Here is a 13,050-nt window from a genome sequence, read left to right on the forward strand (position 1 = left end):
GGGATGGACGACGTGGCATGGATGGGCCCTCGCGCGCGGTTCAGTCGCCGCGGCGGGAGCCTGGCTCCGCTGCTACCCCGCCGAGCACGACACTGACCGCGTCGCCGGTAAAGCTCTCGTCGAGCGGCAACCCGCGGAACACCACGCGCAGCCAGACGGCTCCGGCCAGCAGATCCATGATCATCATCGGATCCGGCTCGTCGTCGATCTCCCCACGGGCCCGGGCGCGCTCGAAGATGGGCAGCTCCCGGGCGTACCTGTCGGCGAAGAAGCCCTGGATCGCGGCGGCCAGTTCGGGGTTGCCCGCGGCGGCTCCGAGCGCGGCGACGGCGATGTCGGACGCGGGGGGAGTGGTGAGCAGCCGCGCGGTCGCCTCGACCACGGCGTGGAGGTCGCCGCGCAGTGAGCCGGTGTCGGGCGCCTCGAAGTCGAGCGCCCGCGCCTCGACCAGTGCCGCGCCGAGCAGGGCGGCCTTCGACGGCCACCACCGATAGATGGTCGTCTTGTTGACCCCGGACCGCTCGGCCACGCCCTCGACCGTCAGGCCCTCATAGCCCTTCTCCGCGAGCAGGTCCAGGGTCGCGTTGAGGATGTCGTGTTTCCTGCGCGGTGCCATGGGGGTCACCTTATCGCCATTCGCAACGCATCGTTGCGTTGTGGTTTGATGCGTATGCAACGCAACGTCGCGTTGTGTGTCTGGTGCTCTGACACAGGAGGGTGGTCATGGCGGATCTTCCCGTCGTCCTCGTCCACGGGATCCGGGTCACCGGCTCGATGTGGTCGCCCGTGAGATCGCTGCTGCGCAGCCCGTCGGCCGCGCCCGACCTGCCGGGACACGGCTCCCTGAGCGGCATGCCGTACGACATGGACGCGGCGTGCGACGTCGTGGCGGAGTGCATCGCCGGGCTCGGCGGGCGGGCGCTCGTGGCCGGGCTGTCCCTCGGCGGCTACGTCGGCATCGCCACCGCCGCCCGCCACCCGTCGATGGTGGCCGGCCTGGTCGCCATCGGCTGTACGGCCCGTCCGGGCGGCGCCTTCGCCCGCGTCTACCGGCTCGCCGGGCGGCTCGCCGCCGGGTATCCCGCGCTGGCGAACCGGATCAGCGCGTCCGGCTTCCGGCGCGCCCTGCCGGGGCCCGCCGGGGAGGCCGTCGTGGCGGGCGGCCTGTTCTGCGAGGTCGTCCCCTCGGTGGTCGAGGCGGTGACGTCCGAGGATCCCGTCGTGTCCCTGGCGCGCTATCCGGGCCGGGTGTGGCTGGTCAACGGGGCCCGCGATCCCTTCCGGGTGAACGAGCTCGACTTCCTGCGGGCCTGCCGGAACGGCAGCCTCACCCGGATCTCCGGGCGGGGCCACCTGACCGTACTCGCCGCCCCCGACCGGATGGCCGGGTTCCTCGACCAGGCCGCGGACGCCGTACGGGATCGGGCGGCGTGAACCGGCGGAGAAGGCGCGCCTACACGGGCTTCCACTCGTGGCGCTGAAGGAACGCCCGGTCGCCCGTGGCGTACTCAAGGAAGGCGCGGCGCACCTCGGCGAGATCGGTGGTCACGGTCCCGCGGATCTTCCCGCCCTCCTTGAACTCCAGCTCGTATCCGGGAGAGACCTGGATGAAATGCTGGCCGAAACAGACGAGCGCGACGAACGGATTCTCCGACGAGAGCGTGCCCAGCACGTCGGCGATCAGTCTCAGGTCGGGGTCCGTCACGATCATCCCGTCACCCGTGTGCATCTCCAACTGGGGATGGACGCCGCGCGGTTCGAGGTTGTGCACGAGGTCGCGCTGCGGGTCGTAGCAGACCAGGCCGTGCTCCCGGGCGAGCCGGAAGACCGCGTTCGAGATCTCGTCTATCCGCTCCGGGACGATGTCGTCGATCCGTACGCCGGGGAAGAGTTCGGCGAAAGCCTCGGCGAAGTCCTCGTCCGGCTCCGGTGGACCGTCGAGAAACAGGTCCCGAGCCCGGTCACGTGGGACAGGTCCGGATTCGCGCCATACCGCCAGCTTCATACTTACGACGATAGGGCGCTTCCGTCGGCGAGTTCGCGGACGACGTCGATCAACTCGGCCGGGTCGAACGGCTTGGTGAGATAGGCGTCGACCCCGATGCCCAGCCCCCGCCGCCTGTCGTCCTCCTGCGCCCGCGCCGTGATGAGCACGACCTTGATGTGGCTGGTGCTCCTGTCGGTGCGCAACCGGGTCGCGGTCTCCCAGCCGTCCAGGCGCGGCATCATCACGTCCAGCGTGATGATGTCGGGATCGACCTCGTGGACGCGGTCGAGGCAGTCCTGCCCGTCGTGCGCGGTCTCCACCTCGAACCCCTCCAGGGTCAGGTTGACCGCGATGAGCTGCCTGATGACCTCGTCGTCGTCCACGACGAGTACTCGGCCCAGAACGTCGTTCACGGGCGCCAAGCTAACTCCTCCCCGGGGGTCCACGCGCGACTTTCGCCGGATCGTCGCAAAGACGGCGCATATCGTTGTGCGCGAGGAGTCCCCCGGAACTGGTAGCCTTAACTCTCGTTGAGCCCCCTTAGCTCAGGGGATAGAGCACCGGCCTCCGGAGCCGGGAGCGCAAGTTCGAATCTTGCAGGGGGCACACAATCTTGACCAGCGGATCTAGCCGCTGACCAGGGCGAACGACGTAGGAACGGGCGGGTCTCCAGTCTCATGGAGTCCTGCCCGTTCTCATTGGCGCTCGCTGGTTGTGGACCAGTTGTGGACCAGCTTTCATCGGGTCAACGCAGCCTCTATCCGGCGGTTGTTCTGCTCCTGACGGCCATCCAGGCACTTGGCATAGCGCTTCAGGAGAACTTCCACGCTGTTACCCGCGCGGGCGGCTACCTCGGTGGCGTCCACTCCGGCGTTGAGCCAGGTGGACAGGGCTGCGTGCCGCAGATCGTTCCTCGGGTAGATGGCAGTCGTCTCGCCGTAGTCCTACGGCCTCGGCAGGCCGAACACCCGCGAAATACGACGCCGGCTGAACCGATATGAGGGGGATTTACGTTTCTGGGGGATGAGATTACGAATGATCCTGCTCGTGGCGGTGCTGTCCATGGCCGCGGCCTGTGGAAGAACGGAATCGGACACAACGGCGACCCCGGCTGACGACGGGCCGGCGAAGCCGGTCGCCTTGTGGGGAGCCGAAGACGGATTCGTGACCCCGACGACGAACGTGCTGCGTCCGCCGAGGGTGGTGCTGTACAGCGACGGCCTAGTGATCGCCGACGCGAGCAAGCAGCTGAGGCTCACCGATGCCGAGGCGAGCGAGACGGTCGCGTCGTTGGAGAACTACCTGACCGGGCAACCGCCGACCGCGGAGCCGAAGCCGGGCGCGCCGGCGGTGACGGACGTGCCGACCACCGTCCTCGGAGTACGGGGGAAGGACGGAAAGTTGCTGGAGGTCCGGGCCCCGGCCCTGGACCAGGTCGCGGACTTCTACCCGAAGGAGCTCTCGGACGCGAAGAAGCTGATGGAAGGCCTGGCGACCAGGGCTGCTGCGGAGGGCACCGACTACGTTGCCACCCGCGTCCGAGTAGTCGCCGAAGGGGCCGCGTCGGCGGAGGGCAAGCCGGCGCCGTGGCCCGCGGGGGTCCCGGAGCCTTCGGGCTCGGTGGACCCGGTTTGGCAGAAGGACCTCGAGGGGGCGGCGGTGAGTGCGATCACCGAGGCGGTTCCCGCTGGGCAGGAGTACGGCCGGTCGCTTTTCACGACCAGTTCGAGGGTGCTCTTCGTGCTCTCCTGGCGGTACCTGCTGCCTGACGAATAGCACGGCCTGAGGCGCGGGGGCGCACGGCTTGACTCTTCACGGAGTTCCAGAGCTGGCTGGTACCGTCCGGCTCCACCGCTCCGGGGAGGTTGAGGAAGATCCCCGGGCGGGCGGCGGGTAGGGTCGCGAGACGTGACGACCGAGCTGGACCGACTGGCCGTACGGCTGCGCGAGTTCGCCCGCGCCCGCGACTGGGAGCAGTTCCACACGCCCAAGAACCTGGCGATGGCGCTGGCCGGCGAGGTGGGGGAGTTGGTGGCGGAGTTTCAGTGGCTGACCTCGGACGAGTGCGCGGATCTGAGCCCGGAGATCCGCGCCCGGGTGCGGTCGGAACTCGGTGACGTGACCGCCTACCTCGTCCGACTCGCCGACGTCCTCGGCGTCGATCTGGTCGAGGCGGCCGACGCGAAGCTGGACGAGAACGACCGCCGGTACGACGCCGAGCTCTATCGCGGCTCCGCCAGGAAGGCTCCTCCGCTGGGCTCCTGACGGACACGCGCCGAGGTCACGTCACGCCCGTACGGCGCAGAGGAGGCGGTTGTTCCCGCGCTGCCAGAGCGTGCCGATCTGCTCGAAGCCCGCGTCGCGCAGGGCGGCGACGTGGGTGGACAGCAGGTTGGACTCCGATCCGTGGTGCTCGACGGCGGCGGCGCTGCGCGCGCGGGCGGCGCCGGCCTCGGCGAGCGCGGGGTCGGCGAGGACCGCGTCCCACCACTGGCGCCAGTCCTCGGGACGCGCGTCGGCGAAGGCCCGGCGCTCCTCGCTCTCGTGCACGGCGCGTTCGAGCCTGGCCAGGGTCGGGGTCGCCTCGTCGGCGTCGAGATGGTCGCCGTTGAGGAAGAGCGCGCCGGGGCGCAGCACGGTGGCCAGCTCCTTGTACATCGCCCGGAGGTGCTCCTCGGGCAGCCAGTGCAGCGCGGTGGTGCTCACGGCGGCGTCGGCCGGACGGTCCAGGCCGAGTTCGGCGCTCCATCCCGGGGTGCGCAGGTCGAGTGAGGTGAAGCGCAACCCCGACGTGTGGCCGTAGCCCGCCTCACCCAGCGACAGCAGCAGGGGATCGGTGTCCACCGCGACGACCCTGGCCCACGGAAGCCGGCGCAGCAGCCGGGCGGCCAGTGAGCCGGGGCCGCAGCCGAGATCGATCACGAGGGGGTCGGGCCGGTCCACTCCCGCCTCGACCGCGTCGATCAGCGCCCTGAACCGCTCCTCACGGCCGGGGAGGTAGCCCTCCTGCTGGCGGTCCCAGCGGTCGATCCACTTCCTGGCGGTGTCGAACGTGAGCATGGCTCCTCCTTGTAACTGCCACATATGCTTTTGCCAGTCACAAACTAAATCCCGAAGGTGTAACTGGTCAAGTGAATTTCAACAGTCACACAGACGCGGTGGTGGCGGTCGCCGTCACCCTGGTCAACACACTGACCGCCGGCGAGTCCCGAGGCAGGGTGTACACGCCTCCGGCGGGCGAGGAACGATCGGCCGTCGTCGCCCGCGTCCTCGGGATGGGCGAGCAGGGGCCGTACCGGCTCGGCGCGAGGGAGGCGGACGAGCTCACCGTTGTCGCCGAGGCGCTGCGCGTGGTCTTCGAGTCGGTGGCGAAAGGCGACATCGACACGGCCGCGCACGGTGTGAACCGTCTCCTGGACGAGACGGACGCCCGGCCGCACCTCGACCGGCACGACGGGGAGCCGTGGCACGTGCACTTCCACGGGCGCGGCGGCACGCTGGCCGGCGACTGGGCGGCGAGCTGTGCCACCGGCCTCGCCGTCGTCCTCGGGAGCGAGCTGTACGACCGGTTGGGCGTGTGCACGGCCCCGCACTGCGATCGCGTCTACGTCGACGTCTCCCGCAACGGGACGCGCCGGTTCTGCTCGACCCCGTGCCAGAACCGGGTCAAGACCGCCGCCTTCCGCGCCCGCAACACCTGAGGCCCCATGCCACCCATCGCGGCCCGGGGCGGAGATCGCATCCCGGAGGGCCACTCAACCCGCAGTGGCCGAGCCGTTCGCGCCGGCCCCTGGCCGCCCCTGGGCGGTCACCCCTGGGCGGTCACCCCTGGGCGGTCACTCCGTTCTCGAACGTGCGGATGACGGTGGAGGCCACGCCGTGGCGGGGCAGCAGGCCCTTCGCCGCGGCCTCCCATCCGGTGTAGGTGACCGCGTACAGCATCTGCTGGATCCACTCGGCGCTGACCTGCGGGTCGAAGACGCCCTCGGCCTGGCCGCGCTCGATGAGGCTGATCGCGGTCGGCACGGACAGGTCCGGCTCGAAGCAGGCGCTGAACTCCTCCAGCACGCGCGGATCGCCGAAGAGGAACGCGAGCCGGTCGCCGACGTCCACCATGGCCGTGATCAGGCGGCGCATGGCCTCAAGGGGAGGTCCCTGGTCGATCGCCGCCGCCGCCACGGACTGCTCGACCACATGGAAGGAGTCGACGACGGTCGCGTTGAGCAGTTCCTGCCGGTCGGGGAAGTAGCGGTGCAGCGTACTCCGGCCCACCTGCGCGGCCTCCGCGATGTCGGCCAGCGTGGCGGCCCGGTCGCGGGCGAGGACCGAGGCGGCCGCGCCCAAAATGGCCCGGCGGGTGCGGCCCCGCGTTCCGGACTCGCGAGCCTCCGGCTTCCGCGGGTCGGGTTCGGGCTCCTCGGAGACAGGCTGACGCGTCGCGCTCACGGCCAAAGGCTACAGTGCTTTCCATAACGAGACTGTGGCGCTTGTTTTTGGGACATTGATGTCTCACAATGAGCCGCATGGATTCCTTTGCAGTCGTCGCCGAGGGCGTGCGCAAGCGTTACGGCGACACCCACGCTCTCGACGGGTTCGACCTGACCGTTCCGGAGGGGACGGTGTGCGGCCTGCTCGGTCCGAACGGCGCGGGCAAGACCACCGCGGTACGCGTCCTGACCACGCTGCTGCGGGCGGACGCGGGACGTGCCGTCGTCGCCGGCTTCGACGTGACCGCCGAACCGGCCCAGGTGCGCTACCGCATCGGCCTCGCCGGGCAGCGACCGGCCGTGGACGAGATCCTCACCGGCAGGGAGAACCTGGAGATGTGGGGGCGCCTCTACCACCTGGACGCGGCCACCGCCCGCCGCCGGGCGGGGGAACTGCTGGACCGGTTCGGCCTCGCCGACGACGCGGGGAAACGGGTCAAGCACTACTCGGGCGGCATGCGGCGCCGCCTGGACCTGGCCGCGGCCTTCGTCCTCGCCCCGCGCGTGCTGTTCCTGGACGAGCCCACCACGGGGCTCGACCCGCGCAACCGCAACGAGGTGTGGCAGGCGGTGCGCGACCTGGCGGCGGCGGGCAGCACGGTGCTGATGACCACGCAGTACCTGTTCGAGGCCGACCAGCTCGCCCACCAGATCGCCGTGATCGACTCGGGACGCGTGATCGCGGGCGGTTCCCCGGACCTGCTCAAGTCGATGATCGGCGGTGACCAGATCGATCTGGTCGTCCGCGACGCCGCCGACCTCGCCGAAGCCGCCCGCGTCCTGGCCGCGGCGGCGGGCGCGGAACCGGCCGCGGATCCCGACGCCCGCCGCCTGACCGTTCCCGTACGCGACCGGATCGGCGCGCTGACCGAGGTCGTACGCGAGCTGCGAGAGCGCGGCATCGCGGTCGAGGACGTCGCGCTGCGCCGCCCGACGTTGGACGAGGTGTTCCTCAGCCTGACCGGGGAGTCCGGGAGGAAGGCGGCGGCATGACCACGCTCATCGCTCCCGTGATCCCCCGCTCCCGGCTCCAGCGGCTGCGCTGGACGTTCGCGGACGGCCGCGTGATCGCCCGCGGTTACTTCGTCCACCTGGTCCGCAACCCGGCCGCGATCCTCAACCTGCTGCTGTTCCCGATCGTGATGGTGCTGCTGTTCGGCTTCGTCCTCGGCAGCGCCATGAACGTCGCCGGGGGAGGCGACTACCGGGAGTTCCTGATGCCCGGGATGTTCGCCCAGACGATGACGCTCGGCGTGATGACCACCATGATCATCGTTACCAACGACGCCGCCCGAGGGATCACCGACCGCTTCCGCTCGATGCCGATCTCGCGGTCCGGGGTGGTGCTCGGCCGGGCCGTCGCCGACATGGTCAACTCCGTACTGGAACTGGCCGTGCTGCTCGGATGCGGACTCGCGGTCGGCTGGGGCTGGCACCGGGGGATCGGGAACGCCCTGACCGCCGTGGGGTTGCTGCTGCTCCTGCGCTTCGCGCTCATCTGGGTCGGCATCTATCTCGGGCTGATGCTCACCCCGGAGTCGGCGAGCGCGGCGTGGATGCCGCTGATGCCGCTCACCATGCTCGCCAACACCTTCGTCTCACCGGCGCTGATGCCGGGCTGGATGGGGACGATCTCCGAATGGAACCCGCTGTCGGCCACGGTCGCCGCCTGCCGCGAGCTGTTCGGCAACCCCGGCTGGGGCGGCGACTCCTGGGCCGCCGAGCACGCGCTGCCGCTGGCGATCGGCTGGCCGGTGTTGCTCACGCTGGTCTTCCTGCCGCTGTCCGCGCGCCGCTACCAGCGGCTCGACCGCTGAACGATCCGGCCGGCGCCCCGGTCCGCCAGGGCGTGGGCGGTCCAGCCCAGCGCGGCTCCCACGGCGTACCAGAACAGGTCGGGCGGGTTGAACGAGGTGCCGAGCACCAGACGGGCGAGCACGCTGCGCGCCGCGAGCTCGGCGGGGACGCCGGTGAGCTGGAAGAGCTCCACCGCCCAGCTCACGGCGAGCGCCCCCGCGGCCGCCGCCGCGGGTCGCGTCCGGGGCGCGACGACCAGGACCAGCGTGTACAGCAGGAGCGTGTAGAGCGCGTCCCCGCCGTACTTGGTCACCGGACCGTCTCCCACGGCCCGGATCCCGAGCCCGGCGGCGATGGTGAGCAGGGCGGCGAGGACCGCGATCACGCGCCGGCGCGCCGGCGCTCGCTCGTCCCGCGGGCCTCGCCCGTGCGTCTCTGGCGGGTTCAATCGCGGCACCTCGGCGGTCTCTGTTTCCGTTTCCCCGGCCTCCCAGGGTCCCAGACGCGCCGGGGGTCGGAGCCCCGGGTTCAGGTACGGCTCAGCTCGGCCAGGCGCCGCAACGAGAGGTGGAGCACGGCGGCGGTGACGGGTTTGGCCGCCAGCCAGCCGAGCCGCCCGGCCAGGCCGAGAGGGATGTCCAGGTCCTCCTGCCACACGATCGTGCTGCCGCCTCCCGCCCTCGGCAACACGTGGAAGACGCCGGTTCCCCGGACGAGCCACCCGGTGTGCCGCACCTCGACGGTGTGCGGCGGGTTCCACCGGGTGATCTCCATCGTGTCGAGGAAGCCCAGCGGCCCGACCCCGGTGAACGCGGCCAGGCCGCTGCCGGCGCTGTGGCCGTCCCCGGCGGTGACCCGCGCGCGGGTCAGGAACATCCACTCCTCGTGCCTCGGCCAGTCGGTCAGGACGGCGAACACCCGCTCCGGGCTCGCGTCGGAGTGCACCGTCACAGAGAGATGAGACTTGTCCACGCTCTCTGTTCTGCCCGCTTCCGGGGCCGCTCAGATCACCCCGCGTGACGGCGCGCCTCGGCCGGGCCGTCGGCCTCCAGCGCGGACCTCGCCGCGTGCTCGCACTCCGCCATGGTGCGGGCGGCCAGGGCCTCCCGTACGGCGGGCACGCTCAGGGCGGACATGGACAGGCTCGTGACGCCGAGCCCGGCCAGTACGGGGGCAAGCAGCGGATCCGCCGCGGCCTCACCGCAGACGCCGACGGGCTTGCCCGCCCGCCTGCCCGCGTCGGCGCACTCGGCGACCAGCCGCAGCAGCGCGGGCTGCCACGGGTCGAGCAGGTCGGCGAGCTCACCGTGCTGGCGGTCCACCGCGCAGGTGTACTGGCTCAGGTCGTTGGTGCCGACGCTGAGGAAGTCGAGCTCGGCCAGGAGCCGGGACGCCCGCAGCGCGGCGGCGGGCACCTCCACCATCGCGCCGACGTCGGCGATGCCCCGGGACCGGGCCCGGCGGGCGAAGTCCGCCGCCTCCGCCACGGTGGTGACCATGGGGGCCATCACCCACGGCCGTACCCCGGCCGCCCGCGCGGCGGCGGCGATGGCGTCGAGCTGCGTGTCGAGCACCTCCGGCCGGGCCCGCGCCACACGAAGCCCGCGCACGCCGAGCGCGGGGTTGGTCTCCTCGGGCAGGCCGAGGAACGGCAGCGGCTTGTCGGTGCCCGCGTCGAGGGTGCGCACCACCACGCGGTCGCCGGGAAGCGCACGGAAGACCGCCTCGTACGCGGCGACCTGCTCGTCCATCTCCGGGGCCGTGCGCCGGTCGAGGAAGAGGAACTCGGTGCGGAACAGCCCGACGCCCTCGGCGGCGACCTCCGTGCCCAGATCGGCCGCCGAGCCGATGTTGAGCAGCAGTTTCACCGGGTGCCCGTCGGCGGTGCGGCCGGGCCCGGTGCTCGTCCGGAGCCGGTCCCGCTTCTCGGCCGCTCGCCGCATGATCCCGGCCGCCTCCTCCTCGCCGATGCCGGTGCGGACCTCGCCGAGCGCGCCGTCGACGGCGACCAGGGTCCCGTCGCGGAGCTCCCGCGCGCCACGGCAGGCGACCACGGCGGGCACGCCGCGCGCGCGGGCGAGGATGGCCGTGTGGCTGGTGGGCCCGCCCTTCTCCGTGACCACCGCGAGCACCGTCGCCGGGTCGAGCGCGACGGTGTCGGCGGGCGAGAGGTCCTCGGCCACGAGGACGAACGGATGGCCGGGGTCGGGGAGCGCGGACATCGGCAGGTTCCGCGCGGCGGCGACGGCGCGGTTCCTGATGTCGTCCAGGTCGGCCGCGCGCTCGGCGAAGTAGCCGCCCGCGGCGACGAGCGCCTCGCGGTGGCGCGCGCAGGCGGCCGTGATGGCGTCCAGCGCGTGCATGCCGTTCCGGACGTTCTCCTCCACGGACTCCTGGAGGAGAGGATCGGCGGCGATGAAGGACTGCGCCTCGAGAATCGCCCTGGCCTCGGGTTCGGCGGCCTTCTCCGCCAGCGCGGAGAGGCTGAGGGAGGCGGCCAGCAGCGCCCGTACGGCGGTGTCGGCCTCCACCGCGGGGCTCGCGGCGGTCCATGGGCCGCCGGACAGACGGGAGGCGTCCTCCATCCGGCACACCGGGCCCGCCGCCAGGCCGGGGCTGACCCCGAGCCCGCGCAGCGTCCCGATCACCGGCGTCCGGCCCTCCGGAGCCTCATTCATCGGCGTCGAGGTCGCGGGCGAGCAGCTCGGCGAGGGAGTCGAGCGCGGTGTCCGCGTCCGGGCCGTCCGCGTCGAGGGTGACCTCCGTGCCGTGGACGGCGCCCAGCGCCAGCACGGCGAGGATGCTGTTCGCCGGAACCGGCTTCCCGTCGCCGACCCGGATGCGCACCGGCGTTCCCTGCCGGGCCGCCGCCTCGACGAAGATCTTGGCCGGCCTGGCGTGCAGGCCGGTACGTGAGGCGATGACGACTGTCCTCTCCGGCATCGTCGTGGACCTTTCTCTACGGAGGTTCGGGGGGGAGGGGGTCAAGGCTCGACGGTGACCTTGATGGCGGCGCCGCGGCTGACGATGTCGATGCCGTCGAGGACGCCGGAGAGCGGGAGCCGATGGGTGATCAGGTCGGCCACGGGGACCGATCCTTCGGCGATCAACCGCAGCGCCCGCGCGTTGTGGGCCGGGCTCGACCCGTTCGCGCCGACGATCGTCAGCTCCCTGTAGTGCACGAGGTTGGAGTCGCAGCGGATGATCGGATCGTCCTTGGGCAGGCCGCCGAAGAAGCTGATCCGTCCCTGCCGCGCCGCGATCCGCAGCGCCTGCTCCTGGGCGGCTCCGGAGGCCGCGGCGGTGATGACGACGTCGGCGCCCCGGCCCTCGGTCAGCTTGAGCACCTCCTCGGCGATGTCCTCGCCGTGCACGGCGGCGTCCGGCCGGACCAGGTCGGCGGCGAGCGCGAGCCGGTCGGCGTTGACGTCGGCGAGGAACACCCGGGCGGCACCCCGCGCGCGGGCCAGCCGTACGTGCAGGCAGCCGATCGGGCCTGAGCCGATGACGAGCACGTCGTCGCCGTCGCCGACCCGGGCCAGCTCCTGCCCGTTGAGCACGCAGGCGAGCGGTTCCGCCACCGACGCCTCGGCGAAGCTCACGCCGTCGGGGACGCGGTTGAGACCGTCGACGGCGAGGACCTTGGCCGGGACGACCATGTACTCGGCGAAGCCGCCGTCGTAGTGGTAGCCCATCGACTCCTGGTTCGGGCAGACCGTCATCCGGCCGCGGCGGCACTCCCCGCACGTCCCGCAGGGGATGGCGGCGATCACCTGGACGCGGTCGCCGGGCGCCCAGCCGGGGACGTCGGTCTCGGTGACCTCCCCGGCGATCTCGTGGCCCATGACCCTGGGCGGCCTGATGTGGTGGTGCCCGTGTCTGAGGATCTTCGCGTCCGTGCCGCAGGTGGAGCAGGCGCGTACCCGGATCTTGACCTCTCCGGGTCCGGCGACGGGCTCGGGCGCGTCCTCGATGCGGATGTCGCCGGGCGCGTGGAATCGGGCGACCTTCACGTGGTCTCCTCTTCGGTGGGTTGTCCGTCGGATCGCAACAGGTGAACGACCTCCTCGACCCGGGTCGCCTCCCGCAGGGCGTGGACGCGGTCCGGATCGAGCAGGATCTGCGCCAGCTCGGAGAGCAGCTGTACGTGGCCGTCGCCCCGGGCGGCGATGCCGACGCAGACGACGACCCGCTCGCCGCCCCAGTCGACGCCGCCGGGGAAGCGCAGGACGCAGACGGCGTCGTGGTGGACGGCGTCCTTGGCGGCGAGCGTGCCGTGCGGGATGGCCACCCCCTCGCCGACGTAGGTGGAGATCGAACGCTCGCGCTCGATCATCGTCTCGACGTACGGCTCCTCGACCGCGCCGACGGCGACGAGGGCCCGCCCGCACAGGCGGATCGCGTCCTCGCGGTCCGCCGCGGAGGCGTCGAGCAGTACGGCGCGCGGGTCGAGGGGGAGCGGCGCCGGGTCAGCCATGCACCGTCCCGCCGTTCTTGATGGTGGTGACGAGCCTCGTGACCGCCGGGTCCCCGATGAAGATCGTGATGGGGATGAGGACGGTGTCCGGCGCGGTCTTCCTGGCCCGGTCGGCGAGCCCCTTGTGGCAGACCACCACGTCGGCGTCGGCGGGGATCGAGTTGACCGGGGTGTGCTGGACCTCGATCCCGAGGCCCTTGAGCTGCTTGCGGAGCTGGCTGGCCAGCATCACGCTGCTGCCCATCCCCGCGTCGCAGGCCACGACGATCTTGCGGATGTCGGTGGTCTCGATGTCGGCCATG

18 protein-coding genes and 1 tRNA gene are annotated in these 13,050 nt (G+C 71.7%); 7 read left to right on the top strand and 12 right to left on the bottom strand.

The features are described 5' to 3' along the window. Positions 1 to 40: 40 nt before the first annotated feature. Positions 41 to 616, bottom strand: coding sequence for a TetR/AcrR family transcriptional regulator (locus AB0I59_RS02815; RefSeq protein WP_061253552.1), 576 nt, complete (start codon positions 614 to 616; stop codon positions 41 to 43). Positions 617 to 723: 107 nt separating this feature from the next. Between AB0I59_RS02815 and AB0I59_RS02820 the strand changes: the two genes are divergently transcribed. After that, on the top strand, positions 724 to 1,434 hold the full coding sequence (locus AB0I59_RS02820; protein WP_061253553.1) for an alpha/beta fold hydrolase: 711 nt from the start codon (positions 724 to 726) through the stop codon (positions 1,432 to 1,434). Between the two features lie 19 nt (positions 1,435 to 1,453). Here the strand turns inward: AB0I59_RS02820 and AB0I59_RS02825 are convergent, their stop codons facing one another. Further along, the gene (locus AB0I59_RS02825; protein ID WP_061253554.1) at positions 1,454 to 2,005 is read right to left on the bottom strand and encodes a hypothetical protein; all 552 of its coding nucleotides are present in this window, start codon (positions 2,003 to 2,005) and stop codon (positions 1,454 to 1,456) included. A gap of 2 nt (positions 2,006 to 2,007) precedes the next feature. Beyond that, complete coding sequence (locus tag AB0I59_RS02830) at positions 2,008 to 2,400, bottom strand: response regulator transcription factor (protein WP_061253728.1); 393 nt, start codon at positions 2,398 to 2,400, stop codon at positions 2,008 to 2,010. A 121-nt stretch (positions 2,401 to 2,521) separates the two neighbouring features. Here AB0I59_RS02830 and AB0I59_RS02835 point away from each other — a divergent pair. From AB0I59_RS02835 to AB0I59_RS02845, 3 genes are all read left to right on the top strand, one after another. Beyond that, positions 2,522 to 2,593: transfer RNA gene (locus AB0I59_RS02835), tRNA-Arg, on the top strand. Between the two features lie 417 nt (positions 2,594 to 3,010). Then, a complete protein-coding gene (locus tag AB0I59_RS02840) occupies positions 3,011 to 3,763 on the top strand; it encodes a hypothetical protein (RefSeq protein ID WP_358129377.1) in 753 nt (250 codons plus the stop codon). Positions 3,764 to 3,895: 132 nt separating this feature from the next. Further along, positions 3,896 to 4,252: a nucleotide pyrophosphohydrolase gene (locus AB0I59_RS02845; RefSeq protein ID WP_358129380.1), complete on the top strand. Its 357-nt coding sequence runs from the start codon at positions 3,896 to 3,898 to the stop codon at positions 4,250 to 4,252. 21 nt (positions 4,253 to 4,273) lie between these two features. Here AB0I59_RS02845 and AB0I59_RS02850 read toward each other — a convergent pair whose 3' ends face one another. Then, positions 4,274 to 5,047 (bottom strand): class I SAM-dependent methyltransferase, encoded by a 774-nt coding sequence (locus AB0I59_RS02850; RefSeq protein WP_061253563.1) that lies wholly within the window; start codon positions 5,045 to 5,047, stop codon positions 4,274 to 4,276. A gap of 71 nt (positions 5,048 to 5,118) precedes the next feature. On the opposite strand from AB0I59_RS02850, the gene AB0I59_RS02855 reads away from it, so the two are divergent. After that, the gene (locus tag AB0I59_RS02855; RefSeq protein WP_358129383.1) at positions 5,119 to 5,688 is read left to right on the top strand and encodes a CGNR zinc finger domain-containing protein; all 570 of its coding nucleotides are present in this window, start codon (positions 5,119 to 5,121) and stop codon (positions 5,686 to 5,688) included. Positions 5,689 to 5,809: 121 nt separating this feature from the next. Here AB0I59_RS02855 and AB0I59_RS02860 read toward each other — a convergent pair whose 3' ends face one another. Then, positions 5,810 to 6,433 (bottom strand): TetR/AcrR family transcriptional regulator, encoded by a 624-nt coding sequence (locus AB0I59_RS02860; protein WP_358129386.1) that lies wholly within the window; start codon positions 6,431 to 6,433, stop codon positions 5,810 to 5,812. Positions 6,434 to 6,510: 77 nt separating this feature from the next. Here AB0I59_RS02860 and AB0I59_RS02865 point away from each other — a divergent pair, with 77 nt between their 5' ends. Both AB0I59_RS02865 and AB0I59_RS02870 read left to right on the top strand, forming a co-directional pair. After that, a complete protein-coding gene (locus tag AB0I59_RS02865; RefSeq protein WP_358129389.1) occupies positions 6,511 to 7,467 on the top strand; it encodes an ATP-binding cassette domain-containing protein in 957 nt (318 codons plus the stop codon). After that, complete coding sequence (locus tag AB0I59_RS02870) at positions 7,464 to 8,291, top strand: ABC transporter permease (RefSeq protein WP_061253566.1); 828 nt, start codon at positions 7,464 to 7,466, stop codon at positions 8,289 to 8,291. Before AB0I59_RS02865 ends, AB0I59_RS02870 begins: the two co-directional genes overlap by 4 nt. On the opposite strand, the gene AB0I59_RS02875 is transcribed toward AB0I59_RS02870, so the two are convergent. The 7 genes from AB0I59_RS02875 to AB0I59_RS02905 form a co-directional block, all read right to left on the bottom strand. Continuing rightward, positions 8,270 to 8,719, bottom strand: a complete 450-nt coding sequence (locus AB0I59_RS02875; RefSeq protein ID WP_358129393.1) for a ribosomal maturation YjgA family protein — start codon at positions 8,717 to 8,719, stop codon at positions 8,270 to 8,272. The genes AB0I59_RS02870 and AB0I59_RS02875 overlap by 22 nt on opposite strands. A gap of 80 nt (positions 8,720 to 8,799) precedes the next feature. Beyond that, a complete protein-coding gene (locus AB0I59_RS02880) occupies positions 8,800 to 9,222 on the bottom strand; it encodes an SRPBCC family protein (protein WP_061253568.1) in 423 nt (140 codons plus the stop codon). Positions 9,223 to 9,278: 56 nt separating this feature from the next. Continuing rightward, complete coding sequence (ptsP, locus tag AB0I59_RS02885; RefSeq protein WP_061253569.1) at positions 9,279 to 10,949, bottom strand: phosphoenolpyruvate--protein phosphotransferase; 1,671 nt, start codon at positions 10,947 to 10,949, stop codon at positions 9,279 to 9,281. Further along, entirely contained in the window at positions 10,942 to 11,214 is a 273-nt protein-coding gene (locus AB0I59_RS02890; RefSeq protein WP_061253570.1) for an HPr family phosphocarrier protein, read from the bottom strand. The genes ptsP and AB0I59_RS02890 overlap by 8 nt, the downstream gene beginning before the upstream one ends. Positions 11,215 to 11,255: 41 nt before the next feature. Continuing rightward, the gene (locus tag AB0I59_RS02895; protein WP_061253571.1) at positions 11,256 to 12,284 is read right to left on the bottom strand and encodes a zinc-dependent dehydrogenase; all 1,029 of its coding nucleotides are present in this window, start codon (positions 12,282 to 12,284) and stop codon (positions 11,256 to 11,258) included. After that, positions 12,281 to 12,748: a PTS mannitol transporter subunit IIA gene (locus AB0I59_RS02900; RefSeq protein WP_061253572.1), complete on the bottom strand. Its 468-nt coding sequence runs from the start codon at positions 12,746 to 12,748 to the stop codon at positions 12,281 to 12,283. Before AB0I59_RS02900 ends, AB0I59_RS02895 begins: the two co-directional genes overlap by 4 nt. Next, positions 12,741 to 13,049 (bottom strand): PTS sugar transporter subunit IIBC family protein, encoded by a 309-nt coding sequence (locus tag AB0I59_RS02905; RefSeq protein WP_061253735.1) that lies wholly within the window; start codon positions 13,047 to 13,049, stop codon positions 12,741 to 12,743. The genes AB0I59_RS02900 and AB0I59_RS02905 overlap by 8 nt, the downstream gene beginning before the upstream one ends. Position 13,050: the final 1 nt, after the last annotated feature.

This window comes from Microtetraspora glauca (genome assembly GCF_040656155.1).
In the GTDB taxonomy this organism is placed as follows: domain Bacteria; phylum Actinomycetota; class Actinomycetes; order Streptosporangiales; family Streptosporangiaceae; genus Microtetraspora; species Microtetraspora glauca.

Coding starts and splice junctions, on each gene's coding strand:
- AB0I59_RS02815 (WP_061253552.1), bottom strand. CDS start 616: ATGGCACCGCGCAGGAAACACGACATCCTCAACGCGACCCTGGACCTG.
- AB0I59_RS02820 (WP_061253553.1), top strand. CDS start 724: ATGGCGGATCTTCCCGTCGTCCTCGTCCACGGGATCCGGGTCACCGGC.
- AB0I59_RS02825 (WP_061253554.1), bottom strand. CDS start 2,005: ATGAAGCTGGCGGTATGGCGCGAATCCGGACCTGTCCCACGTGACCGG.
- AB0I59_RS02840 (WP_358129377.1), top strand. CDS start 3,011: ATGAGATTACGAATGATCCTGCTCGTGGCGGTGCTGTCCATGGCCGCG.
- AB0I59_RS02850 (WP_061253563.1), bottom strand. CDS start 5,047: ATGCTCACGTTCGACACCGCCAGGAAGTGGATCGACCGCTGGGACCGC.
- AB0I59_RS02865 (WP_358129389.1), top strand. CDS start 6,511: ATGGATTCCTTTGCAGTCGTCGCCGAGGGCGTGCGCAAGCGTTACGGC.
- AB0I59_RS02870 (WP_061253566.1), top strand. CDS start 7,464: ATGACCACGCTCATCGCTCCCGTGATCCCCCGCTCCCGGCTCCAGCGG.
- ptsP (WP_061253569.1), bottom strand. CDS start 10,949: ATGAATGAGGCTCCGGAGGGCCGGACGCCGGTGATCGGGACGCTGCGC.
- AB0I59_RS02890 (WP_061253570.1), bottom strand. CDS start 11,214: ATGCCGGAGAGGACAGTCGTCATCGCCTCACGTACCGGCCTGCACGCC.
- AB0I59_RS02900 (WP_061253572.1), bottom strand. CDS start 12,748: ATGGCTGACCCGGCGCCGCTCCCCCTCGACCCGCGCGCCGTACTGCTC.
- AB0I59_RS02905 (WP_061253735.1), bottom strand. CDS start 13,049: ATGGCCGACATCGAGACCACCGACATCCGCAAGATCGTCGTGGCCTGC.